Raw genomic sequence first — 24,330 nt, 5'->3', positions numbered from 1 at the left:
AAAATGAAAACCGGATTTTTAGAACAAATAGGGAAAGCAATAATACCAGAAACATTCAGAGCAGGTCTAAGAGTATACTACTCAAAAGCAGGCATAAGAGAAGTACCTTACAAATTATACGGAATATTACTATATGTAGCATTAATATTTATAGGAATAATATATTTTTACTCAAACTTTTACGGAACAATAAATCACTTATCACCTCTACTAGTAGGACTACTAGTATTTTTATTTTGGGCAATAGGGGGGCTATTTATAAGCCTAATAATAATAGGCGCACTATACTTCTATTTAAACTTAAAAATATTTAACAGAGTAAAAGAAATGGATATAAACCTAGCAGATTACTTAGTATTAGTATCAACAAATCTAAAAGGAGGATTATCATTTGAAAAAGCACTATGGTCAGCGATAAAACCAGAATTCGGAGTATTATCAGAAGAAATGGGATTAGTCTCAAAAAAAGTAATGACTGGCTCAGAACTATCAGAAGCACTAAAAGAATTCTCAGAAAAATATGATTCTCCCTCAATAAGAAGAACAATAGATTTAATATTAGGACAAGTAGAAAGTGGAGGAGAAATAGCATCAGTACTAGACGAAACAATCGAAACACTCAGAAAAACAAAAGTCCTAAAAGAAGAAATGGCTGCGAACACATTAATGTTCACAATATTCATAGGAGCAATAGTAACAGTGATAAGTCCATTACTATTCGCATTAGCACTAAATTTACTAGAAATATTAATAGGGGTGTCAGCAACAGTGGCGCCAGCATTATCTTCATCATCTAGCACTCCTTTTTCAATGAATGAAATAGAAATAAACAGTGAAGACTTCAAAATATTCTCAGTAATGGCACTAACATTAATATCAATATTTGCATCATTAATATTATCAATAATACAAAAAGGAGACATAAAATCAGGAATAAAATATGTTCCACTATTTGTATTCGTAGCATTAACATTATACTTCCTATTCCTAGGAATATTTGGAGGATTATTATCATTTACATAATAATTAAACCAACAATAACAAGAATGACGCCTAAACCAATCAAACCCCACGCAATAAGTTCAAGTTGATTCAAAGAAGTAAAATAATTACCAACATCATCAAAAAATTTTTTCAAAGAATCCATTGAAAAATCAGAATTATCAGCTTTATCCATAAACAACATTAAGAAACAAGTAATATAAAAAACTTTTCAAAAAAATTAAACAATCAAAAAATTTATATAATAAAGAAACGAGCATAATAAAAATGAAAAAGGGTGAACGCATAATAATTCTATTAACCACTCTAATAATAGTGATAACGCTAACTCAAATAACAACAGCAGAACCCTGTGGTGTAGGAACACAAAGTGTTTGCGGAGTATCAATAAACACGCCTGGACACGGAGCAGTAGAACTGTGCAACAACTGCTTTGTATGCGGAGCAGATGACGGAATCTGTCCATCATGGTACTCAAAAGGAGCAATAAATGAAGATAACTTAACGGTACTACTAAGAAAAGGAACTATTGACAGACCTGCAGAAACTGAATATTCCGCAGCATACAACACAGGAAATGAAGCATGTGAACATTTTGGAGGAACATTCTTAGTAGCAGAAACAAAAACTTATAGAAGTGATTTATGGGAAATAAATTACTCATTCTTAGGACATTATAACGTTAACAATTATGATATGTATATAAGGGCAATATGTGGAAATATATTAACAACGCCTTCATGTAATGAATGTGTGGATCCTGATTGTACAGCTAGCATAAAAGGAATAGCACACACAGGAGACGGAAATACAGTAAAAGATGCAGTAGTAGTAATAATTCCACAAAATGAAATTCAAAAAGCAAACGAACCATTATTTATGAGATCAAATACAACAAATGAAAAAGGAGAATACAAAATAAGCAACGCTTACTCTGGCAAAGTAACAATGCTTTGCTCAGCAATAGGGTATGAAGGTACAGCAAGGAATATAACTTTACTAGCAGGGGAAAACGTAGTAGATTGCAATTTAGGTCATGCATCATGTGATGAACACTGTACAATACCTTCATCAAGATTCGGAGAAAGAATCTGCGCAAAAGAATGCCAAGGAGAAAACGGATGTGATTTTAATAGTACAATAGCCATGAACGCGTGTGATAGAAGACCAATAAACTTTTTTCACCAACTAAATTCAACGATACTATCTGATTACATACAAATAGAAGGAATACTTTGTTGTAACACTTTCCCACACATAATAAACAGAACAATATTCAGAGTTAACCCAGAAACAGAAATATCTGATTTATTAACAAGAAGATTCAGAAAAGCACTCCCTGACGGAACACCTATGGATTTACACATCATAGTATACAATAAATGAACACAAAAAGAAAGATTTAAATTCTAAAAACTAAATTCTGAATATAAATCAAAAAAAGAGGCAACTAAGTGTTAAACAACAACGAATCCGCATTAATAATATTAACAGCGTTCGTAGTACTACTAGTAATCGGTCTAATTATATCAGAATTCTCAAGAAAACTAAAAATATCAAATATACTATTATTAACAATCACAGGATTAATAATGGGTCACTTCTTATCAGACTACGCATTATTTAACATATCGAACAACGCAATACTAACAATAGCTGTATTCACTCTCGCATTAGTAGTATTCGACGGAGCATCAAGATTCAAAGCAAGATCAGTAGATACACTATCCTTTTCAGCACTTAAATTATCAGGACTATTTTTATCACTAAACATGATATTCATAACAATAGCAACAATATTATTATTCTTTGACTTCTCAATAGCTAATTTGTTCTACGCATTAATATTCGCATCAATAATATCAGGAACAGACCCTGCATCAATATTCATAATGTTCAACAATAAAAGCAACAGAATATTAGAATTCCTAAAAATAGAAGGCATACTAAATACGCCTATAATGGTGCTAATACCATTCATACTATTAGACATACTAAACCAAATACTAAAAAAAAGTGTTATTTCTTTTGAAGCACATTTAGCAGCGATATTAACACAAATATTAGTAGGAATAGGATCAGGAATACTCATAGGCTTAATATTCTTCAAAGGAATAAGAAAATTTTCAGATCAAACATCAGGACTAACACTAATATGTTCAGCACTACTAGCATTCATATTATCAGAAAACCTAGGAGGAAACGGAGTACTAGCAGTAGCAGTACTAGGATTCATGTTCGGAGCATTATACATGTCAAATAAAGAAGTTCTTCAAGAATTTAGCGGAATGTTATCAAAATCACTAGAAATACTAGTATTTTTACTAATAGGATTCATAGTAAAATTAAACGTAGATGTAGAGTTCATAATAAAATCATTAGTGATATTCGCGATCTTAATAATAACAAGATTCATAGCAGTAAAAATAATTCTAAGAAAAAAAGAACATACTCGAGAAGAAATATTATTCATGACGTTTAACATGCCAAAAGGAATAGCTGTCGCAGTCCTAATATTCTCGTTATCATTCTTAGAAGCACCACAAATAAGCATAATAAACAATCTATTATTAACAATAATAATATACTCAGTACTGCTATCAACAATTGTTAACAAATTCTCAGAAAAATTCATAAACTTAAAAATATGAAACAATGAAACTTTTTTAAAATAAATAACCTTTCTAAATGAAAACATGACAAAAAACAAGAAAAATAAAGAACAAAAAGAAGCAGAATCACCAAGAGAACAATCATTAAAATTAAAAGAATTATTCAAAGAAAGATACAAAAAATTACTAGGTGAAAATTATGAAGAATTCATTAAGTATTCAACAACTTATATAAGAAAATCTATAAGAATAAACACGCTAAAAAAAACAAAAAAAGAAATACAACAAAGACTAAATAATACATGGGATTTAACACAAGTACCTTGGTGTAAAGAAGGATTCTGGATAAAATACAAAGATAAAAAAAGATTTGATATAGGAAATACTCCTGAACATCAATTAGGTTACATATACGTTCAAGACGCAGCATCAATGATTCCACCAGTAGTATTAGCGCCGAAACCAGGAGACATAGTTCTAGATTTATGTGCGGCGCCAGGAAGTAAAACAACTCAAATAGCGCAATACATGGAAAATAAAGGAATACTAATGGCAAACGATTCTCAAGGAAAAAGACTAAGCGCCCTAGGAATAAACTTACAAAGATGCGGAGTCACAAACACACTAATAACGAAAATGAACGGAGAAACAATAAAAGGAAACGAAATATTTGACAAAATACTAGTGGATGCTCCGTGCTCAGGAACAGGAACAATAAGAAGAAGCTACAAAATAGCAGAAATGTGGAGTCCTGGATTAGTTGAACGAATGTCAAAAACACAATCAAAACTACTAAAAAATGCTTACAGATTGCTAAAAAAAAATGGAGTCCTTGTATATAGCACGTGTACGTTAGAACCACAAGAAAATGAAAAAGTAATAAGCAAATTATTAGAAGAAAACCAAGACGCACAACTCCTAGAAATAAATCTTAACATAAAAAGAAGTCCACCAATAACATCTTTTCAAAACGAAACATACAACGAAGAAGTAAAAAAATGCTTAAGAATATATCCTCAAGATAATGACACGGAAGGATTCTTCGTAGCTAAAATAACAAAAAAACCATAAAAAACAAAAAGGTTTATAAAAACAATAATTTAGATAAGATTTATATATTAGTTTAATCACTTCAAAAGTTAACTAATTTAAAAAAAAGAGGTCTGGGTGATGGATGAAGAATACGAGCTTCTATCTCATGAAGAAGTTGAGAGACTAAAAAAAGAAGCTGAGAAATACAAAGATAATCCTTTCGTAAAAGGAAACTCAGAAGACAAACTATATTCCGCAATAATAGACTTAAACAAATCAATACACAAATTAACATCAGTATTTGAAGACGTAAAACAACAAATATTATTAGAACAAGAAACAGGAGAAGGCCCTGATTCAAAAATAGAAAAAATATTAGACCAAAACAGACAAATAGCAAGAGCCCTAGTATCATTCGGAGAAAAAATGGAAAACATTTCAATATCACAACAAGCACCACAACAAACGTTTAATCAACCAACTAATTTTAATCAACAACCACAAACAAATACTGAACCAACGCAACAACGCAACAACATAGAATTAGACTACCAATCATTAAATTATAATAATCCTAATCTAAATAACAATCCAAATGAACCAAAACCAACAAATAATGAAAACAATCAACCAACTAATTTTAATCAGCAATCACAGAATCAACAACAAAATAATTTTTCACAAGGACTCCAAGAAAACCAACAAAACCTACAATTCCCAAAACCAAATGATGATGCTCAACAATCGATGAATCAACAACAAAATAATAATATGCCGTTCCCAAATCAAAACATGCCAAATCTAAAACAAATACAAAAAGATAAACCACCAGAAAAGAAAAAAAGAACCTTTGGCTTATTCTGAGGCAAAAAATGGACCCTTCTTACAAATTAAGAAACTTTTTTCTAAAAACAGTAAAAACAATTAATGAATTAAAAGGCGAAGAAGACCAAACAAAACAAAAAAAATTAAAAACAATAAAAGAGCTAGAAGATGATTTATTCTACCTAAAAGAATCAGCAAAAAAACTACTAGAACAAAAAGAAATACAACTAATACAATACAAAAAAATAATACAAAGAACTCAAAAAATAAACTCGGAATTAAAAAAAATTAAAACAAAAATTACAAATCCTTAGACATAACAGTTCTTCTACCATTAGCTTCAGCTCTTTTCAAAGCATCACTAACAAGAACTTTGACTTTTTCATCAAGCGCATCACCAAAATCAGAAGAAATACTAAAATTATTAGCTAATTCTTTAATTTTAGTTCTGACAACAATAGTTCCACTCATAAAAACACCTCCTACAATTTTATTAATAAACGAAAATAACCCTATCTTAAAAATTTTTTCAAAATTTTAAAAAAATTTATAAACAAAATAACAAAATGAAAATAAAGAGGCAAATAAATGGAACTTTTTGAAATAGCAAAAAAAATGGAATTAGAAGGAAAACAACTCTATGAAGAGCAAGCTAAAAAAACAGAAGACACAGGACTAAAAAACATATTAATGATGCTTGCACATCAAGAACAAGAACACTACAACATTTTTGACGCATTACAAAAAAAACAACCTATAAAAATAAAAAAAGAATCATTCGAAGGAATAATTGATTTCTTTAAAGAAGTGAGAGAAAAACTTCCAAAAGATCAAGTAGATTTTTATAAAAAAATATTAGATGTAGAGAAAAAAAGCCAAGAATTCTATGAAGAATTATCAAAAAATCAAGAAGAACAAGAAGCAAAAGAAATAATTCTAAGAATAGCAAAAGAAGAACACAAGCATTGGATAATTATAAAAAACATAATAGACTATATAAAAAAACCAGATCAATGGGTTGAAGACCCAGAATTTCACCACTTAGAAGACTTCTAACAAATTTCTAAAAACCCCGAAACTTTTTTAAACAAAGAAAAATAAGATTAACTAATGGTATTAGAACCAATGCACTTAGAAGAAATAAACGATAACTTAACCCGAATTAAAGGATGGGATGAATTAAATCAAGATTTTATAAAAAAAACATTTCATTTCCCTGACTTTAAAGAAGCACTAGAATTCGTAAACAAAATAGGAATCGTTGCAGAAGCACAAAATCATTACCCAAAAATAATTTTATCCCATGGTCAAGTCATAATAAAACTATTCACAGTAGAAGCAGAAGGAATAACTTACAAAGATTTCGAATTAGCAAAATTAATAGAAGAAATATTTGAAGAATACACAAGAAATATAAAAAAATAACAATTCTAACATTTTCTAAAATAATTTTCTAACATTTTCAATATATTTAAGAAGAATAAACAAGAATTCTATTAGCTTTCTATAATGAATTTTCTAATTTGAAAACTCTTTTTTAATTTCAGAAACATTTATATACTACTTAGGTAATTAAAATACATAAAGGTTATATTATATTTAAAATCAATAAAATTAAAAAAATAAATAAAACTTATTGAGGTTATATTTTGCTGACAAAAAAAGAATACCAAGTGCTTGAGCTCAGAACAAAAAAGAAACTAACTCAAGTAGAAGTCGCAAAACAACTAAAAATATCTCAAGCAGCAGTTTCTAAATTCGAAAGAACAGCAATACAAAAAATAAAAAACGCACACAAAATAATAGAAATCTCAGAAAGACTAGGAATAAAACTGGAGGATGATGCAATATGACTCCAGCCAATAACATTTCTAAATACAAAGAAACAATATTCTTAGTGTTCACTTTTTTCATAATAATAGGAACAATGTTCTTATCAACACTAGATACACCAACAGGATTAGCAACACTATCAAATAAAGAAACAAAAACACTAAATTTAGATGATACATATGCACAAAATTCAACTATAGATGTAAGTCTTAAAAAAGTAGAAAAAATAAGTGCTACTGGAACATATAAAGGTAATCTAGGAGATAAAGCTAAAATATATGCTAAAACGAATGAAGGTGCAATAATTCTAATAGCAGAAATAACGTTAGAAGAATCAACAACGACTGTGTCGCAATTCACAGCACAAGTAACAGGACAAACACAAGAAGAACAAGAAAACGAAATAGAAGAAGAAACAACAACGAACGAAGAAGAAATTACTGTAGAAGATGAAATAATAATTGAAGAAACAACAGAAGAAAACCTTGAAGAATTACTAAACGAAACTACTGAAGTTGACGAAGTTGATGATTTAGTAGAAGATGACATGAATGAATTATTAGAAGAAGAAATAATAATTGGATCTTCTGATGAAATTGTTGAAGAAAGTCCTGAAGAAACAATTACAGATGATGAAGTTGATGAAGTTGAGGATGTGGTAGAAGATGACTTAGATGAAGTATTGGAAGAAGAAATAATAGAAGAAACAAGTCCTGAAGATAATCAAACAGTAATAAATGAAACAACAGAAGAACCACAAACATTTGATTTAATAAAAGAATTCAACAATTTATGCACACAAACTTGTGCACTAATAGGTATAGACATATCACAAATAATAATAGAAATAGAAACAGGAGAATTATACATAGAAAAAATAACATATACACAAGAATCAGAATACTTAGGAGAAGGCATAACACAAAAAGTAGAAAATATTCAAATCAAAAAAGGAGAAAACAAAACAATAAACGCACAAAATTACTTCGAAGAAGAAAACTTAGTGTTTGATGCAAAATCAAGTGAAGGATACACTCACATTGTAAATCAAAATGAAATAAATTTCATAGCACAAAAAATAGGAACTTGGGAATCAATCATATACGCAACGAATGGAACTGATTTAATAGTGAGCAACAAATTTAACATAACAATAACAGAACAAGAAGAACAAGAAATAATAGAAGAGCCATCAATTCCAGACAATAACGAAACAATAACAAATGAGACAATAACTATAGACATTCCTATTAATGAGACAATAATAGGAAATGAAACTATGATAGGAAATGAAACTATGATAGGAAATGAGACAATAACTAATGAAACAATAATAGGAGACATACCAGGATGTGATTACCCAGATCCAAACCAAAGACCATTAGAATGCATACAAAATGAAAACACAACGTATTTCCAACCAGAAGACTTAGTGCTGGAAAACACAAGAGGAACAACCATAGCGAGATTCACACCAATAGGAAACTTGCTAATAAAAGGAGACTTCGTAGAAAACTCACAAGAACAAGCAAAAACACACGATTACCAATTAGGATACGTAAATAACCAAGGAGAATTCATACCAACTATTTGGATAAACTCAGAAACAGGAGACTTACACCTAAAAGGAAAACTAACAGAATCTAACTCCAATATTGTAATGGAACAAGGACTATCAGCAATAACAAACAAAAGAGGAATATTGCTAGCAACAATTAACAGACAAACAGGAGACATGAAAATAAGAGGAAACGTAGTACCTTATAGGAGGTCGTTAGAATGAAAAAAAAAATTGTTCTAACAACAATATCAGTAATAACAATAATACTAGTGATGATGCTTCAAGTATCTGCGTTTAACGACCCAGGACACGACTCATTATACGTTCTCAAATTAGGAGACAGCACGATACTAGGCAATTTAAACGTAACTGGTAACATAACGACTACGCAATTAACAGCAGAAGAAAGAGTATTTAGTCCATACTTAGTAATAAAAGGAGATGGAGATCCTGCAGGAGCAGCAATAAACAGAATAGTAGGAACAACAGCAGGACTAGAAATAAGTTCCATACAAGAATTAGTTCTAAACACAGGCGTAGGAGGAATAGTTAGAATAGGATCAACAGGAGTGCCTGCAGGATTAAACGTAACAGGAAATATATGGTCTGGCGGAACCTTAGTTTGTTTAGCAGACGGAACTAATTGTATTAGTGGAACGAATCAAGGAAACGTTACAAGTGTATTCGGAAGAACAGGAATAGTAGTTGCAGAATCAGGAGATTATGATTTTACACAAATATCAGGTACATTACAAATAGATAAAGGAGGAACAGGTGCAACAACAGCAAACGACGCAATAATAGCCTTAGGTGCAGCAAAAGCAGATAATTGTCCACCAGGACAAGTAGTTGTAAACACAACCACTACAGGCGTTCAATGTATGAATGTAGGAACAGGAGATGGAAGCGTAACACAAATAGATCAAGGAACAGGAATAATTCTAAGTCCCACAACTATAACAACAACAGGAACAATAAGCTTCAACACGAGCTGGGGTGATGCTAGGTATTATACGCAGTCTTCTGCGGATTCTAATTTTGTGGCTATAGGTGGGAGTACGATGACTGGTTTCTTAATTCTTAGCGGGAATCCTACTGATAATTTGCATGCAACTACTAAACAATACGTTGACACAGTTGTAAGTGGAAACATAAGCGCGATAGACGGGTACTCAGGATGGAACATAAGTGACGGAACAACATCAACACTCATAAGTAGCGGAGAACTAATGACTATACTAGGAGGAACAGGAATAACATCATCAGAAACAAGTGGAACAATCACAATAAGCACAACAGCAACAACTTGCGGAGCCAATCAATACAGTTACTGGAACGGATCTCACTGGAATTGTAGAAGCGACGAAGACACAATTTATTCAGCAGGAGATGGAATAAGCTTATCAGGAACATCATTCACCGTAGAGGGAGGAACAGGCTTAACACAACAAAGTAGTGGATTAGCATTTGATCCAACTTGGGGTGATGCTAGGTATTATACGCAGTCTTCTGCGGATTCTAATTTTGTGGCTATAGGTGGGAGTACGATGAGTGGTTTCTTAACTCTTAGCGGGAATCCTACTAATAATTTGCATGCAACCACCAAACAATACGTAGACACAGTTGTAAGCGGAAACATAAGCGAAGTAGATGGAAGTAAATGGACAACAGGAACAGGAGATAATATTTACCGTCTAATTGGAGATGTAGGAATAGGAACATATGAACCAACAGCTAAACTTCACGTAGTAGGAACAGTAAATATAACTAATAACACATTCTTTGGAGGAAACGTTACACTAAGTCACAATCCTTTATCTGATTTACAAGCAGCAACAAAACAATACGTAGACACAGAAATAGTTACAGCACTAGGAGAATTTGACGGAAGTAACTGGAACAAAACTAACGGAGATATTTACAGACCAACAGGTCTTGTAGGAATAGGAACTGACACTCCTCAAAAATTACTTCATCTTAATCAACCAAGTAACGGATCAATATTACTAATACAAAGAAACAGTACTACTTTAGGAGATTTTACAGGAATAAACTTCGCAGTCACATCATCAGCAGGCGTATTTGGAGATGAACATCAAAAAGCAGCAATATTTTTTGAAAGAACAGACACAGATGGAAGAGGAAGCTTACACTTAGCAACATCTAATACAGTGGGAACATCAAACGTAGGATTAAGTGAAGCGAGAGTAACAATAACACAAACAGGAGAAGTAGGAATAGGAACAACAACTCCAACAGAAACACTAACAATAAACGGAACATTAAGCGTATCAGACAATGCAGAAATGAAACTAATACGATTTAGTGCAAATGATAGCTTAGGAATGTACGCCAATGAAACAGATATAATAATAGGAGACATAAGTGCTTTCATATAAGGGAAAAAATGGACTTAGAAAAATTAATGCAAAAAAGAATATCAAGAAAAGATTTCTTGAAATCAATAGGATTCATACTGTTAGCACTAATTTTCTTTCCAAAAAAAGCACTAGCGTTCCTTGACAAAACAGATAACACACAAATAAGAACAGAGATAAGACAAGAAATAAAAAAAGAAATTAAAACAGAACTAAATGAAAAAGAACTATTCAAAAAAGGAATATTCGTGAATGGAATAAAAGTAATGGAGATTTCAAACAAATAAAGGTAAAAAAATGTCAGAAGAACTACTAACAATCAAAGAACACTTAAAAGAACTAAAAAAAAGACTAAAAATCATATTAATAGCTGCTGTGCTAGTGTTCTTTACAGGATTCATAATAAGTGAAAAACTAATAATTTTCCTAATAGATTACTTCAAATTAGAACTATACGCATTATCGCCACTAGAATTTATAAGAACTCAACTAGTTGTATCACTATACCTAACACTAGCATTCCTAATACCGTTCATACTAGTACAACTATACTTATTTTCAAAACCAATAATGAAACAACAAAATAAAAAAATAGCAATAAAATACTTTACTTACTCAACCGCGCTAGCAATAATAGGATGTTTATTCGGCTTACTAATATTCTCAAAATACAGCTTAGACTACTTCGCAACACTACCACCACAAATATCTACTTTGTGGGGAGTATACAGCGCCATAATATTCGTGGCGCTAAGCGGATTCGCATTTGCACTAACAGCACAAATAATAATAATAATACCAATACTAGTAAAATCAGAAATAATAGATATAAACACACTAAAAAAATCAAGAGGAATAGTAATAATACTAGCACTAACATTATCAGCGATACTAACATCACCAGACCCAATAACACAAATATTAATGAGCGCTCCAATGTACATATGCTTCGAAACAGGATTATTCATATCAAGATTTCAAAAAAACAAAGAAGAAAACCTAAAACCCAAAATATTAAAACCCTTAACAGAAACTAATAACATAAAAGAATTATTAAAAACAACAAAGACAACAAAAAACAAAGAAGAATTAATAAAAATATACAAAAAAATAAACTATTTATACGAAGAAAAAACAATTCAAGAAAAAAAAGAAATATACCCTGAATTACTAAAATTATACTCAAAAATAAAAAATAATTAAAAAGCGCGAGGTGCAATAAATGACGATACAAATAATATTAATAATAATAGGACTTGCTTTAGTATTCTTATTATCTTTCAGATTACTAAAAGGAGTAATAAAAGCACTAATATCAGTAGTAATAATTTCAATAGTACTAATAGGAGTATTAGGGATAGTGATATACACAGACGCGATGGCATTAAAAAAAGGATTCGAAGGAGAAAAAACAATAATAATAACAGAAGAACAATTATTAATAACTGCATTCAAAATAACTAGTGATGTTACTTTATCATCCGCGATTAATCAAAAATTTTATGAATCAATAACACCGCAAGAAATAGATGAACTATTTGAAAAAATAAAAGAAGAAGACTACGAAGAAATAGAAGAAAATGGAATATTAATAGTAATAGAACAAAAAACTTTCTATGATGACGAAATAACTCTATCGGGAAGAAAAATAAAAATGGAAGAACAAACACTAAAAGATTTTGCATTAGCAACATCAAGCAATGAAGCAACAACAATACTAGAAAACGCTGAAGTAATAACGCAACAAGAAGCAATAATATTAAGAGAAGAAGGGCTGCACGAAATAAAGAACAAAATATACTACGCATTACTCGCGACTAAAATGAAAGAAACAAAAGGAAACTTCCTAATAAAAGAAGTAAAAAATCAGAACATAAATATAAAACCAGAAATGCTATCAATAAAAATGTTGAACTTTTTTCCAAAAAAAATAATGAATAATTTAATGAACGTGACTGAATAAAAATGGGCATATTAGACGTATTCAAAAAGAAACCAAACCTAGAAACAGAGAAAATAAACACAGAAAACAAAGACTTAGGCATGGATCCTTTCAAAACAGACCAATTAACAAACCTAGATTCAGGACTAAACTTACCAAAAAATGACTACGACCCAATAAACTCAACAATGCAAATGAATACAGCCAGTAACCAATTCACAGATTACAAAAACAAACCTTACCAAAAGATGCAAGAAACAAACAACAACTACAATCAACAACCAAACGAAACACAAAAAGACCTACAAATAATAATAGCTAAATTAGACGCATTAAGAGCGGAAGTACAAACAATAAACCACAAAATAGAAAAAATAGAAGAAAAACAACAAAAAAGAATGTGGTGAAAAATTGAAAAACAACAAAAAAATAATAATACTATTTCTAGTACTAGTAATACTAGATCAAATAACAAAACAAATATTCTCAAAACAAACAATAGACTTAGGAATCTTAGCACTAAGACCAGTAACAAACACAGGAATAAGCTTTGGATTACTACAAGGAAACAACTTCATATTCATAATAATAAGCGCACTATTCATAGCACTACTAATAAAATTCAGAAAAGAATTCAAAGAAAACCAAATACTACTAACAATGATACTAGCAGGAGCAACAGGAAACCTAATAGACAGAATAATACAAGGGCACGTACTAGATTTCATAGATTTCAAAATATTCCCAGTATTTAACATAGCAGACACACTAATATTTCTAGGAGTTGCAGGAATAATAATTTATGAAATAAAAAAAACAACAAAAGAAAAGACAAAAAATCAAATCAAAACCAAAGAACCAAAACTTAAAAAACTAAAAACAAAAAAAAGAATTAAAGAGCATTCTTAATAAAACTAATCTTCTCAGCAACATCGCTACCCTTCTTAGTAAGCTTAATAATCTTCAAACGACCCTGCTTCCTAAACTCAACCAAACCAGCACGCTCCATATCCATCAAAACCTTAACGATGTAACTATAAGTACCATCAATAATCTTAGCAAGAGAAGAAGCATAAACCTCGTTTTCGGAGTTCTTCAAAGCAATCAACAGCATAGCTGGCTTTTCCCTAAAAATTGCATTAAAAATTCCTTTATTCTTCACTTATAAAACCCCCTAATAAAAAAATGTAAAAAAATAAATTATTTAAACGTATTTACTAAAACAAAGATTATGTTGTATTTATATAATTTTCTTTTTTTAACAACCTTTAAAAATAAAAATTCTAAAAAAAATAGTCACTACAAAAAAAAACAAAAAAACAAAAATATTGATGTTTTATTGTTGTAACATGAAGAACGCCACGACCCGGATTTGAATAACCAGTACGCCCGTTAACGCCCTGTGCGTTTCGCTTCGCTCAAGCGCATAATTTATATTAAACAAAGAAACGCCACGACCCGGATTTGAACCGGGAATCCCAGATGGGACAAGCTTTCCAGGCTTGCGCAATACCAGATTATGCGATCGTGGCATGAATGAATGTGAATGACTCGAATCGCGACCAAAAATCGTTTTTTGATTTTTGTGTATGCGATCGTGGCATGAAGGCTATGAATTTAAAGAAAAATTTGTTCATTTAAAAGCTTTATCAACCAAAGAAGCCCTAACAACAACTAACGAAGCATAAAGCTCGCTTTCTTCATCAACACGAACTTCGTCTAAAGAAATTCGCTTACTAAAAAAGGGAGCATCCAAAACCAAAGATTCAAACTCACCACCCTCCCCGGCAGGATTCAAACCAAATTTTTCTTTCAAAATACGAAGATTATCAAAATCTTGTTTTACCAAAGACCGACCAAGCCAACTCTTATCAAGACCCTCCGCGGCAACTTTAACTAAACAAAAATCAATATTTTTAACACAAAGAATCTCCAACTCTTTCTCCTGATCCATATGCCACAAAGGAGCAAAAACCTTCAAACCAAGCTCATCACAAATCACTTCGATACGCTTACGCTGATAATTAGAAAACAAAGCACCACTAACAACACCCTCAATATTATGTTCATTAACAGCTCTAATCAAAGCCAACCTTAAATCAACAAGCTCATCCTCTTTAGCCTTATCAGAATCCTGAACAATCAAAGGAATACCGCAAGCATCAGAATGAAGACTCGCCAAATGAGTATTAGGACCATGATACATATAAGAATCTTTATCAGCAGGATTAATAGTAATAAAACAAGAAACAACATAATTTTGCTCTAACATGATTTGAACAGCCAAACAACTATCTTTACCAGTACTCCACAAAGCACCAAGACGAACATTACCAAAATCATAAAACTGCTTCAAAAAACCAGACTTAGACAAACCAGCAACCTTAGAAAACTTAGTAAGCGCCTTATCAAAATTAGAACCATATTGCGCAGCCATCTTCCTCCTAAAAGCAAATTCATCAGGCAAACCCAAGTCCTTACTAATACTACGAAGAATAAACTTATTAACACCATCCCTAAGCTTTAAATGAGGAGGAATACACAAAGAAAACTTAACTAAATTAATATCTAAAAAAGGAGATCTAAGCTCCAAATTATTAAACATAGTAATAACATCATCCCTATACAAATCTCGCTCAAATAACTTACGAAAACCACTAAGACACTCCTCATTAAGCTCAAAACTATTCAAATGACGATTATAACCAGCAAATAACTCCTCACTACCAAGCCCTGAAAAAATAACCTTAAAACCATCATCTCTAGCCTTACGAGAACACATAAAAAAAGAAGCACCAACACTAACTTTAGTAACATTATTATCCTCAATGATGCCTAAAACGTCTTTAACAACATCTTTATAATCATCAAGAGACGTACGAACAACTTCCAAATCAAGACCTAAAACTTTAGCAGCCCTCAAAGACCAAGACTCATCATGACTCACTTGAAAAGAATCATGCTCCAAAGAAGCAGTATAACACTTAAAATCAACACCTAATTTCTTTAAAATAAGAGCGATGAAACAAGAATCTAAACCACCAGAAAACAACAAAGCAACCCTATTATCAGGAGGAATCCTTTTCTTAACAGCATCCTCCAATAACCTAGACGTTTCATTAAAAAAGAAAGCATCATCTTCATCAAGAACTGAAACCTCAAAAAAATCTTTATAACTAGAACTCAATTCATAAGAAGACAAATCAAAAGTAATAATGTGCCTAGGATGAACCTCGCGAATAAACTGAGAATCAAGACCCAAACCAATCAAAACCTTTTTCTCAGAAGCAAAAGCAAACTTACCCTCATGAAAAAAATACCACAAAGGCTTCTCACCAAGCAAATCCCTAGTAATAGTAACCAAGTTTTTATTCAAATCCCAAAAAGCAAAAGCATAAACACCATCCAATAAACTTAAAGAATCAACACTAACACCTTGCTTAATCAAAAAATCTAACAAAACAACAGAATCATTATCATGCAGACTAATATCAAAATTTTTAGCAAGATCCCTAAAATTATAAATCTCGCAATTAGCAGACAAAACAAAACCATCCTTAACCAAAGGCATAAGACTAAAACCATTCACAGCATGAAGTCTATGACCTACACAATTAAAAGAATTACCACTAATATTCTCACCAACAGAAACACCATCAAATAAAGAAAAACCATCAACTCCTCGATGACTCATCAAATCTAACCCTTTACGAACTAAACTAACAGAATTCTCAAAATTAAAAAAACCAATAACTCCACACATAAAAAAACAGAAAACACTCAATATTTAAAAAAATAATGACAAAAACAAAAAAATAACAAATTTCAAAGCAATATTTATAAAAACAAAAGCTTCACTCATAAAAATGAACAAAAAAGAATCCCAAAAAGCAAGAGAAGAACTAATGAGTTTCATATCCGAAAAAGGATTCGTACACGGACCAAGCCCAGAAATATATGATGGAGGTGTTTCAGGATTCTACGATTTCGGTCCATTAGGAAAAACATTAAAAAATAATATAGAAAACACAATAAGAAAATTCTTTCAAAAATTAATGTTTTACGAAGTAGAATGCCCAATAGTAACGCCAAAAAAAGTATGGGAAGCATCAGGACACTTAGGAAACTTCTCAGATCCATTAGTAGAATGCGAAAAATGCAAAAACATATACAGAGCAGACAACTTAATAGAAGAAACACATAATGTGGATGGAGACTCATTCACAGAAAAACAATTAGAAGAATTTTTCAAAGAAAATGAAATAAACTGTCCAACATGCAAAACTAGACTACCACCAAAAATAGAAAAACACATGTTAATGCTAAAAACAAAAATAGGACTAAACCAAGAAATGTACAACAGACCAGAAACAGCAACCACTACGTATCTGCCTTTCTTGAACTACTTACGATTCTACAGAGATAAACTACCTTTTGGAATATTCCAAATAGGAAACGCATACAGAAACGAAATAAGTCCTCGCCAACACTTACTAAGAACTCGTGAATTTACACAAGCAGAAGCACAAATATTCTTATTCAAAGACCAAAAACAAGAATTTGAACAATTCAAAGATTATGAAGAAAAAGAACTAAACTTGCTATCAGCAAAAACACAAAAAGAAAACAAAGAATATCAAAAAATAAAATTAAAAGACGCAATAAATAAAAAAATACTAAAAAACAAAGCATACGCATGGACACTAGGATTTACACAAGCATTATTTGAAGAATTTGGCATTCCAAAAGAAAATATAAGATTCAAACAACACTTACCTGAAAAAATGTCATTTTACGCAGAAGATGCATGGGACTTAGAAATGAATTTCAAGAGCTACGGATGGATAGAACTATGCGGTTGCCACGACAGAACAGATTACGATTTAAAAGTACACTCAAAACATTCAGGTAAAGAATTACAAGCATTAAATCCTGAAACAAACAAAAAAGAAACACCACACATACTAGAAATAGCAATAGGACCAAACAGAGTATTATTAGCATTATTAGACCTAGCATATAACAAACAAGAAATAGAAGCAGGAAAACCCAAACTAAGATTACCAAAAAACGTGGCACCAGTAAAAGCATCGATACTACCTCTAATAAAAAAAGAACCATTACAAAAATTAGCACACAAAATAAAACAAGAATTACTAGAACAAGGACTAATAATACAATACGATGAATCAGGAAGCATCGGAAAAAGATACCTAAGACAGGACTCCATAGGAACACCTTACTGTATCACAATAGATTTTGAAACAATAGAAACAGGAAATAACAAAAACACAGTAACAATCAGAGAACGAGACAGCGAAGAACAAAAAAGAATAAAAATAGAAAACATACAAGAATATTTATTAAATAATCTAAAATAAGAATAATTAGAAATTAATATAAATAACCCTTTCTTTATGACATTTATGAAAATAAAAATATATAACACTTTAACTAAAGAAAAAGAAGAATTCACACCTTTAGAAAAAGGAAAAGTCAAAATATATTCTTGCGGACCAACAGTTTATAATTATCCTCACATTGGGAATCTAAGATCATACGTATTCGCAGACATACTAAAAAAAACATTCAAATTAAACAATTACGAAGTAAACCATGTAATAAACATAACAGACGTAGGTCATTTAACAAGTGATGAAGACGAAGGGGAAGATAAACTCGTAAAAGGAGCAAAAAGAGAAAACAAAACAGTTTGGGATATCGCTAAATTTTATGAAGAAGCATTCTATGAAGACCTAAAAAAACTAAACATAGAACCAGCAAACCATTACCCTAAAGCAACAGAACACATACAAGAAATGATAGAACTAATAAAAAAAATACAAACTAATGGATACGTGTATGAAGCAGAAGGAAATATATATTTTGATACTGAAAAATTTGAAGAATACGGAAAACTTACAGGAAGAAAACAAAAACAAGAAGAAACCCAATCACGCGTAGAAATAGACAAACACAAAAAAAACAACTCTGATTTCGTGTTATGGTTTACCAGACACAAATATGAAAATCACGAAATGGAATGGGAATCACCCTGGGGTAAAGGTTTCCCAGGATGGCACATAGAATGTAGCGCTATGTCTTGCAAATACTTAGGAGAAAAATTTGACATACACACAGGAGGTATAGATCACGTACCAATTCATCACACAAACGAAATAGCACAAAGCGAAGCAGCATTCGGACACGAATGGGTAACTTATTGGATGCATAATGAATTCTTAGTGATGAGTGAAGGCGAAAAAATGTCAAAATCCAAAGACGGATTCTTAACATTACAAGTCTTAATAGACAAAGGATACAAACCAGAAGAATACCGTTATTTCTTATTAGGAACACATTACAGAAAAAAAATAATGTACTCAAAAGAAGCAATGGACACAGCCAAAAATTCTTTACAAAAATTAAAAAATAAAATACGCGAAATAAAAAAAGCAGAAAAAAAAGAAATACAAAAAGAAAAATACGAAGAACAACTAACAAAATTTAAAGAAAATCTAAATGATGATTTAAATACGGCGAAAGCATTAGCAACGACGTGGGAAATGCTAGAAGAAGATATTAACGAAACAACAAAACTCGCACTAATAGAAAAATTTGACGAAGTACTGGGATTAAAATTAATAGAAAAAGAACAAAAGATACCAGAAGACATACTAAAAATACAAGAAGAAAGAGACGCGACAAGAAAAAACAAAAACTGGAAAAAAAGTGACGAACTCCGAGACTTACTAAAACAAAAAGGATACAAAGTTCTAGACTCCAAAGAAGGAAGCGAAATAATCAAAGAATAATAAAAATAACATGAAAAAACTAATAATAGCAACAGGAAACAAGAATAAATTACAAGAATTCAAATCCTTACTAGAAGAATACGAATTAGAAGCAATACCAGTAGAAACAAAAGAAATACAAGGAACATCAGAAGAAGTAATACTAGAAAAAGCCAAACAAACATATGCTCAACTAAAAAAACCTTGCCTAATAGAAGACACGTCCTTCGGATTCGAAGAATGAAACGGATTACCAGGACCATACATTAAAGATTTCATAGATATATTAGGATATGAAAAACTAGCTCACTTAACAAAAAATAAAAACGCAACAACTACTTGTTTAATCGCATTAGCAAAATCAGAACAAGACATAAAAATATTCAAAGGAGAAATAAAAGGAACAGTCGTAGAAATGAAAGGAGATAAAGGATTCGCGTTTGATAAAATATTCATACCAATAGGATACAATAAAAGATTCTCAGAAATGACGCCTGAAGAAAAAAATAAAATATCTCACAGATATAAAGCAATACAAAGACTAAAAGACTACTTAGACAATAATTAAAAACAAAACTTTTTATAATATACAAAACAATAAAAAATGATGGACCATTATTACACAGAAAAACCATTATCAAAAGAAGAAATATTCACTATAAAAATAAAACTAAAAAAACAAGCATTCGAACTATTCTCAGCATCAGGATTATTTTCAAAAAAAGAATTAGACAGCGCAACTCAGTTATTAATAGAAAACGCAGAAATAACCAAAAAAAAAATACTTGATTTAGGATGTGGAAATGGAGTAATAGGCATTTGTTTACTAAAACAAAAACCGGAACTAGAAATAACATTCTCAGATATTAACGAAAGAGCAATAAAAATTACGAGAATGAATCTTGAAAAACACAAATTAAAAGGAAAAATTATTAAATCAAATCTCTTTGAAAAAATACAAGAAGAATACGATCACATAATATCAAATCCGCCAATAGCAACAGGAAAAGAAACTTGCTTCACATTAATAGAACAAGCACATAAGCACCTTAAAAAAAAAGGAACATTGCAAATAGTTGCTAGGCACAACAAAGGTGGAAAAACACTCGCTAAAAAAATAGAAGAAACCTTTGGAAACGTATCTGAAATCGTCAAACAAAGCGGATTCAGAGTATACAAAGGAACAAAAAAATAAAATTAATAAATAACTAAAAAAAACAATAATAAAAAAGAGGAAAAAAAATTGTTAAATAATGTATTCGTAGAATTATCATTAGTTCTAGTAATAGCTGTAATAGTATCAGGGATAATGCGAATACTCAAACAACCACTAATTATAGGACATATAGCCACAGGAATACTAGTTAGCCCGTTATTATTAAACTTAGTAAAACCAGGAAACGAAACATTCGAAGCATTCGCACACATGGGTGTGGCAATACTACTATTCATGGTAGGATTACATCTAAATCCGAAAGCAGTAAAAGACGTAGGAAAAATAGCACTAATAACAGGAATAGGACAAATAATATTCACATCAGTGATAGGATTCTTAATAATAAAAACTTTAGGATTCGCAACAATACCTGCAATATACATAGCAATAGCACTAACGTTCAGTAGCACAATAATAATACTAAAACTATTATCAGACAAAGGAGACGTGGATACGTTGTATGGAAGAATCGCAATAGGATTCCTAATAGTACAAGACATAGTCGCAATGTTTATACTAATGTTAATATCATCCTCAACAGGAACAGCAGGTTTATCATTAATAGTAATAATAGAAATAATAATAAAACTAATAACTATTTTAGTAGGAGTATTCATAATAGCAAAACTAATATTCCCATTAATAACAGAAAAAATAGCAAAATCACAAGAATTCTTATTATTCTTCGCGATAGCATGGTGCTTCATAGTAGCAACAATATTTGAAAAACTAAATTTTTCAATAGAAGCAGGAGCACTACTAGCAGGAGTAGCCTTGTCAATGTCGCCACTAAAATATGAAATAAGCTCAAAACTAAAACCACTAAGAGACTTCTTCATATTACTATTCTTTGTATGGCTAGGAAGCCAAATGGTATTCTCAAACATAACACAATTCATATGGCCAATAATAATACTATCAATATTCGTACTAATAGGAAATCCATTAATAGTATTGATATTGATGGGTGCACAAGGATACTCTAAAAGAAACGCGTTATTCTCAGGATTCACAGTCGCACAAATAAGCGAATTCTCACTAATACTAATAGGATTAGGAGTGACAGTAGGACACTTAACAGGAGAAATATTATCATTAGTCACATTCATAGGAATAATAACAATTTCAGGCTCTACTTACCTAATAATATACAATAAAAAAATATACGAATTATTATCACCTTATTTATCAATATTCGAAAAGAAAAAAACATCAGAAAAAAACCAAGAACAAAACAAAAAAATGCATGAAGTAATACTTTTCGGATATAACCGAATAGGATTTGACTTAGCAGAATCATTAACAAAAATGAAAAAAACTTTCTTAGTAATAGATAACAATCCTGACACAGTAAAAGAAGTAACAAAACAAGGAATAAATTCAATATATGGGGATGCAGACAACAGAGAATTCTTATCAGAAATAAACTTATCAAAAACAAAAATGATAATATCAACAATACCTGACCCTGAAACAAACCACGTACTAATAAAAACATTAAAAGAAATAAATCCTAAAGCAATAAAAATAGTAGTAGCAAACCAAATAGATACAGCGTTAGAACTATACGAAACAGGAGCTGATTACGTCATAATGCCTCATATGCTAGGAGGAAAACACACATCTCAACTATTACAAGAAACAAAATTTAAAAAAGATTTAATTCTAAAAGAAAAATTAAACCACTTAAGACACATAGAAAAAAGAAAAAAATACAAAGAACTAAAAAGTAACATAAACAAAGAACAAGCATAACAACAAAAAAACTTCTAATTCACCACTAATAAATAAAAAAACAAAAAAATTTTCAAAAAATATATAAAACAAAACAATACTTACACAGATATGGAGATAGTCAACAGACAAAACAAAATACTATTTGAAGGATTCTCAATATTCTCTATACTGATTCTATTAGCAATAATAATAATATCAGCGTTCAGCACGAATTCACCATTACTCTTCGTAGTAATAGGATTTCTACCATCTTTAATAACAATAATACTAAGCTTAGTATTATACGAAGAATCATTCCATCACAAAATAACAATATGGTTCATACCACTAATAATAACAGGATCATTCTTCTTAATAGGAACAAATTACGAATACATGAACTATAACATGGACGTAGCAACCTTAACATCAATAAATATAATATACTCAGTGTTGTACTTAACGATGTTCTTCACAATAATAAGAATAACAAGGAAAAAACCAAAACAAACAAAAGAACAAAAACCAGTACAACTAAAAGAACAAAACATCCAAGAATACATAGCGTCAATAGAAGAAAAAAGCAAAGCACTAAACTTCGTAATAGGAAGAGTCTATAATAAATACCACGGAGGAACACAAGAACTAAGAAAATCAATAAATCTAAAACCTGATTGGTACAACGAATTATCAGAAGCACTACAAAACGAAGAAAAAACCGACACGAAAAGACTATTCACAATCATAGAAAAAATAGAATCTCACTTAAAAAACTTAAAAAAACCAGAAAACCAAGTCCTAACAAAAAAACAACTACAAGACCTAAAAAACTTGGACAGAGACAAAGAAGGAAAAGACACAATACTAGAAGTACTAATGAAAAACGACGCTGACCCCGTAGAACTATACTATAAAGGAATGCAAGAATTCTGCGAAACAATAAGAAAAGAACTAGAAGAAAAAAAACAATGAAAACAAAAACAACGCTTTTACTCATAATAACATTCTTCATAATAAGTTGCACACAAACACAACAATGCGAACCAACAATTTGCTTTGAAGAAACCTGCTACGAAATAGAAATACCAAGAACACAAGAAGAAAAACAACAAGGACTAATGTTCAGAGAACACCTACAAGAAAACCAAGGAATGCTATTCATATTCAACACACAACAAAAACACGCCTTCTGGATGAAAAACACATTAATACCTTTAGACATGATATGGCTAAACGAAGACCTAGAAGTAGTATACATACAAACAGCCACGCCTTGCGAAGAAGAACCATGCAAGATATACGCACCAACCACGGAAGCACTATACACACTAGAAATAAACGCGGGACTAGCAGAACAAAACAACATCAAAATAGAAACACAAGCAAAACTAGAACTATGTGAATAAAATTAAAGATTTC

General features: G+C 30.9%; 28 protein-coding genes and 1 tRNA gene. 24 read left to right on the top strand and 5 right to left on the bottom strand.

Features of this window, described 5'->3' with window-relative positions:
* Positions 1-3: 3 nt before the first annotated feature.
* Positions 4-1,023: a type II secretion system F family protein gene (locus KO361_01850; GenBank protein ID MCC7574308.1), complete on the top strand. Its 1,020-nt coding sequence runs from the start codon at positions 4-6 to the stop codon at positions 1,021-1,023.
* On the opposite strand, the gene KO361_01845 is transcribed toward KO361_01850, so the two are convergent.
* Positions 1,016-1,177 (bottom strand): hypothetical protein, encoded by a 162-nt coding sequence (locus KO361_01845; GenBank protein MCC7574307.1) that lies wholly within the window; start codon positions 1,175-1,177, stop codon positions 1,016-1,018. The genes KO361_01850 and KO361_01845 overlap by 8 nt on opposite strands.
* A 92-nt stretch (positions 1,178-1,269) precedes the next feature.
* Here KO361_01845 and KO361_01840 point away from each other — a divergent pair, with 92 nt between their 5' ends.
* The 5 genes from KO361_01840 to KO361_01820 all read left to right on the top strand — a co-directional run bounded on the left by KO361_01840 (position 1,270) and on the right by KO361_01820 (position 5,785).
* Positions 1,270-2,388 (top strand): carboxypeptidase-like regulatory domain-containing protein, encoded by a 1,119-nt coding sequence (locus tag KO361_01840; protein MCC7574306.1) that lies wholly within the window; start codon positions 1,270-1,272, stop codon positions 2,386-2,388.
* Between the two features lie 68 nt (positions 2,389-2,456).
* Positions 2,457-3,653: a cation:proton antiporter gene (locus KO361_01835; GenBank protein MCC7574305.1), complete on the top strand. Its 1,197-nt coding sequence runs from the start codon at positions 2,457-2,459 to the stop codon at positions 3,651-3,653.
* Positions 3,654-3,698: 45 nt separating this feature from the next.
* Positions 3,699-4,685, top strand: coding sequence for an RsmB/NOP family class I SAM-dependent RNA methyltransferase (locus tag KO361_01830; GenBank protein ID MCC7574304.1), 987 nt, complete (start codon positions 3,699-3,701; stop codon positions 4,683-4,685).
* A gap of 99 nt (positions 4,686-4,784) precedes the next feature.
* Positions 4,785-5,510, top strand: a complete 726-nt coding sequence (locus KO361_01825) for a hypothetical protein (GenBank protein ID MCC7574303.1) — start codon at positions 4,785-4,787, stop codon at positions 5,508-5,510.
* Between the two features lie 8 nt (positions 5,511-5,518).
* Positions 5,519-5,785, top strand: a complete 267-nt coding sequence (locus KO361_01820) for a hypothetical protein (GenBank protein ID MCC7574302.1) — start codon at positions 5,519-5,521, stop codon at positions 5,783-5,785.
* On the opposite strand, the gene KO361_01815 is transcribed toward KO361_01820, so the two are convergent.
* Entirely contained in the window at positions 5,772-5,942 is a 171-nt protein-coding gene (locus KO361_01815; protein ID MCC7574301.1) for a DUF1931 domain-containing protein, read from the bottom strand. The two genes, KO361_01820 and KO361_01815, sit on opposite strands and share 14 nt — an antisense overlap.
* 117 nt (positions 5,943-6,059) lie before the next feature.
* Between KO361_01815 and KO361_01810 the strand changes: the two genes are divergently transcribed.
* From KO361_01810 to lspA, 10 genes are all read left to right on the top strand, one after another.
* Positions 6,060-6,527, top strand: coding sequence for a hypothetical protein (locus KO361_01810; GenBank protein MCC7574300.1), 468 nt, complete (start codon positions 6,060-6,062; stop codon positions 6,525-6,527).
* Between the two features lie 54 nt (positions 6,528-6,581).
* Positions 6,582-6,896, top strand: a complete 315-nt coding sequence (locus KO361_01805) for a 4a-hydroxytetrahydrobiopterin dehydratase (GenBank protein ID MCC7574299.1) — start codon at positions 6,582-6,584, stop codon at positions 6,894-6,896.
* A 224-nt stretch (positions 6,897-7,120) separates the two neighbouring features.
* A complete protein-coding gene (locus tag KO361_01800; GenBank protein ID MCC7574298.1) occupies positions 7,121-7,324 on the top strand; it encodes a helix-turn-helix domain-containing protein in 204 nt (67 codons plus the stop codon).
* Entirely contained in the window at positions 7,321-9,087 is a 1,767-nt protein-coding gene (locus KO361_01795) for a hypothetical protein (GenBank protein ID MCC7574297.1), read from the top strand. Before KO361_01800 ends, KO361_01795 begins: the two co-directional genes overlap by 4 nt.
* A complete protein-coding gene (locus KO361_01790) occupies positions 9,084-11,264 on the top strand; it encodes a hypothetical protein (GenBank protein MCC7574296.1) in 2,181 nt (726 codons plus the stop codon). Before KO361_01795 ends, KO361_01790 begins: the two co-directional genes overlap by 4 nt.
* An 8-nt stretch (positions 11,265-11,272) precedes the next feature.
* Positions 11,273-11,530: a hypothetical protein gene (locus KO361_01785; protein ID MCC7574295.1), complete on the top strand. Its 258-nt coding sequence runs from the start codon at positions 11,273-11,275 to the stop codon at positions 11,528-11,530.
* A 10-nt stretch (positions 11,531-11,540) separates the two neighbouring features.
* Complete coding sequence (locus tag KO361_01780) at positions 11,541-12,446, top strand: twin-arginine translocase subunit TatC (protein ID MCC7574294.1); 906 nt, start codon at positions 11,541-11,543, stop codon at positions 12,444-12,446.
* 19 nt (positions 12,447-12,465) lie between these two features.
* Entirely contained in the window at positions 12,466-13,206 is a 741-nt protein-coding gene (locus tag KO361_01775) for a hypothetical protein (GenBank protein ID MCC7574293.1), read from the top strand.
* A gap of 2 nt (positions 13,207-13,208) precedes the next feature.
* On the top strand, positions 13,209-13,592 hold the full coding sequence (locus KO361_01770) for a hypothetical protein (protein ID MCC7574292.1): 384 nt from the start codon (positions 13,209-13,211) through the stop codon (positions 13,590-13,592).
* Between the two features lie 4 nt (positions 13,593-13,596).
* The gene (gene lspA, locus KO361_01765) at positions 13,597-14,094 is read left to right on the top strand and encodes a signal peptidase II (GenBank protein ID MCC7574291.1); all 498 of its coding nucleotides are present in this window, start codon (positions 13,597-13,599) and stop codon (positions 14,092-14,094) included.
* Here the strand turns inward: lspA and KO361_01760 are convergent.
* The 3 genes from KO361_01760 to KO361_01750 form a co-directional block, all read right to left on the bottom strand.
* Positions 14,078-14,347, bottom strand: a complete 270-nt coding sequence (locus tag KO361_01760) for a winged helix-turn-helix domain-containing protein (protein ID MCC7574290.1) — start codon at positions 14,345-14,347, stop codon at positions 14,078-14,080. The two genes, lspA and KO361_01760, sit on opposite strands and share 17 nt — an antisense overlap.
* Before the next feature lie 287 nt (positions 14,348-14,634).
* A tRNA-Ser gene (locus KO361_01755) sits at positions 14,635-14,717 on the bottom strand.
* Between the two features lie 101 nt (positions 14,718-14,818).
* Positions 14,819-16,948 carry a diphthine--ammonia ligase gene (locus KO361_01750; protein MCC7574289.1) on the bottom strand — a complete coding sequence of 710 codons (2,130 nt, stop codon included), beginning with the start codon at positions 16,946-16,948 and terminating at the stop codon, positions 14,819-14,821.
* A 103-nt stretch (positions 16,949-17,051) separates the two neighbouring features.
* Here KO361_01750 and glyS point away from each other — a divergent pair, with 103 nt between their 5' ends.
* The 8 genes from glyS to KO361_01710 all read left to right on the top strand — a co-directional run bounded on the left by glyS (position 17,052) and on the right by KO361_01710 (position 24,317).
* On the top strand, positions 17,052-18,566 hold the full coding sequence (gene glyS, locus KO361_01745) for a glycine--tRNA ligase (protein ID MCC7574288.1): 1,515 nt from the start codon (positions 17,052-17,054) through the stop codon (positions 18,564-18,566).
* A gap of 45 nt (positions 18,567-18,611) precedes the next feature.
* Complete coding sequence (cysS, locus tag KO361_01740) at positions 18,612-20,000, top strand: cysteine--tRNA ligase (GenBank protein MCC7574287.1); 1,389 nt, start codon at positions 18,612-18,614, stop codon at positions 19,998-20,000.
* Positions 20,001-20,010: 10 nt separating this feature from the next.
* A complete protein-coding gene (locus tag KO361_01735) occupies positions 20,011-20,223 on the top strand; it encodes a hypothetical protein (GenBank protein MCC7574286.1) in 213 nt (70 codons plus the stop codon).
* Positions 20,224-20,244: 21 nt separating this feature from the next.
* A complete protein-coding gene (locus KO361_01730) occupies positions 20,245-20,547 on the top strand; it encodes a non-canonical purine NTP pyrophosphatase (GenBank protein MCC7574285.1) in 303 nt (100 codons plus the stop codon).
* Between the two features lie 39 nt (positions 20,548-20,586).
* Complete coding sequence (locus tag KO361_01725; protein ID MCC7574284.1) at positions 20,587-21,174, top strand: methyltransferase; 588 nt, start codon at positions 20,587-20,589, stop codon at positions 21,172-21,174.
* Positions 21,175-21,222: 48 nt separating this feature from the next.
* The gene (locus KO361_01720) at positions 21,223-22,950 is read left to right on the top strand and encodes a cation:proton antiporter (protein ID MCC7574283.1); all 1,728 of its coding nucleotides are present in this window, start codon (positions 21,223-21,225) and stop codon (positions 22,948-22,950) included.
* Between the two features lie 90 nt (positions 22,951-23,040).
* Positions 23,041-23,883, top strand: a complete 843-nt coding sequence (locus KO361_01715) for a hypothetical protein (protein ID MCC7574282.1) — start codon at positions 23,041-23,043, stop codon at positions 23,881-23,883.
* Complete coding sequence (locus KO361_01710) at positions 23,880-24,317, top strand: DUF192 domain-containing protein (protein MCC7574281.1); 438 nt, start codon at positions 23,880-23,882, stop codon at positions 24,315-24,317. Before KO361_01715 ends, KO361_01710 begins: the two co-directional genes overlap by 4 nt.
* Positions 24,318-24,330: the final 13 nt, after the last annotated feature.

It is taken from the genome of Candidatus Woesearchaeota archaeon (genome assembly GCA_020854775.1).
Lineage (GTDB): Archaea > Nanobdellota > Nanobdellia > Woesearchaeales > 21-14-0-10-32-9 > 21-14-0-10-32-9.
The sequence above is the reverse complement of the archived record's forward strand: the minus strand, read 5'-3'. Positions and strand labels throughout refer to the sequence as shown.

Coding starts and splice junctions, on each gene's coding strand:
- KO361_01850 (MCC7574308.1), top strand. CDS start 4: ATGAAAACCGGATTTTTAGAACAAATAGGGAAAGCAATAATACCAGAA.
- KO361_01845 (MCC7574307.1), bottom strand. CDS start 1,177: ATGGATAAAGCTGATAATTCTGATTTTTCAATGGATTCTTTGAAAAAA.
- KO361_01840 (MCC7574306.1), top strand. CDS start 1,270: ATGAAAAAGGGTGAACGCATAATAATTCTATTAACCACTCTAATAATA.
- KO361_01830 (MCC7574304.1), top strand. CDS start 3,699: ATGACAAAAAACAAGAAAAATAAAGAACAAAAAGAAGCAGAATCACCA.
- KO361_01825 (MCC7574303.1), top strand. CDS start 4,785: ATGGATGAAGAATACGAGCTTCTATCTCATGAAGAAGTTGAGAGACTA.
- KO361_01820 (MCC7574302.1), top strand. CDS start 5,519: ATGGACCCTTCTTACAAATTAAGAAACTTTTTTCTAAAAACAGTAAAA.
- KO361_01815 (MCC7574301.1), bottom strand. CDS start 5,942: ATGAGTGGAACTATTGTTGTCAGAACTAAAATTAAAGAATTAGCTAAT.
- KO361_01810 (MCC7574300.1), top strand. CDS start 6,060: ATGGAACTTTTTGAAATAGCAAAAAAAATGGAATTAGAAGGAAAACAA.
- KO361_01805 (MCC7574299.1), top strand. CDS start 6,582: ATGGTATTAGAACCAATGCACTTAGAAGAAATAAACGATAACTTAACC.
- KO361_01795 (MCC7574297.1), top strand. CDS start 7,321: ATGACTCCAGCCAATAACATTTCTAAATACAAAGAAACAATATTCTTA.
- KO361_01790 (MCC7574296.1), top strand. CDS start 9,084: ATGAAAAAAAAAATTGTTCTAACAACAATATCAGTAATAACAATAATA.
- KO361_01785 (MCC7574295.1), top strand. CDS start 11,273: ATGGACTTAGAAAAATTAATGCAAAAAAGAATATCAAGAAAAGATTTC.
- KO361_01780 (MCC7574294.1), top strand. CDS start 11,541: ATGTCAGAAGAACTACTAACAATCAAAGAACACTTAAAAGAACTAAAA.
- KO361_01775 (MCC7574293.1), top strand. CDS start 12,466: ATGACGATACAAATAATATTAATAATAATAGGACTTGCTTTAGTATTC.
- KO361_01770 (MCC7574292.1), top strand. CDS start 13,209: ATGGGCATATTAGACGTATTCAAAAAGAAACCAAACCTAGAAACAGAG.
- KO361_01750 (MCC7574289.1), bottom strand. CDS start 16,948: ATGTGTGGAGTTATTGGTTTTTTTAATTTTGAGAATTCTGTTAGTTTA.
- glyS (MCC7574288.1), top strand. CDS start 17,052: ATGAACAAAAAAGAATCCCAAAAAGCAAGAGAAGAACTAATGAGTTTC.
- cysS (MCC7574287.1), top strand. CDS start 18,612: ATGAAAATAAAAATATATAACACTTTAACTAAAGAAAAAGAAGAATTC.
- KO361_01735 (MCC7574286.1), top strand. CDS start 20,011: ATGAAAAAACTAATAATAGCAACAGGAAACAAGAATAAATTACAAGAA.
- KO361_01725 (MCC7574284.1), top strand. CDS start 20,587: ATGGACCATTATTACACAGAAAAACCATTATCAAAAGAAGAAATATTC.
- KO361_01715 (MCC7574282.1), top strand. CDS start 23,041: ATGGAGATAGTCAACAGACAAAACAAAATACTATTTGAAGGATTCTCA.
- KO361_01710 (MCC7574281.1), top strand. CDS start 23,880: ATGAAAACAAAAACAACGCTTTTACTCATAATAACATTCTTCATAATA.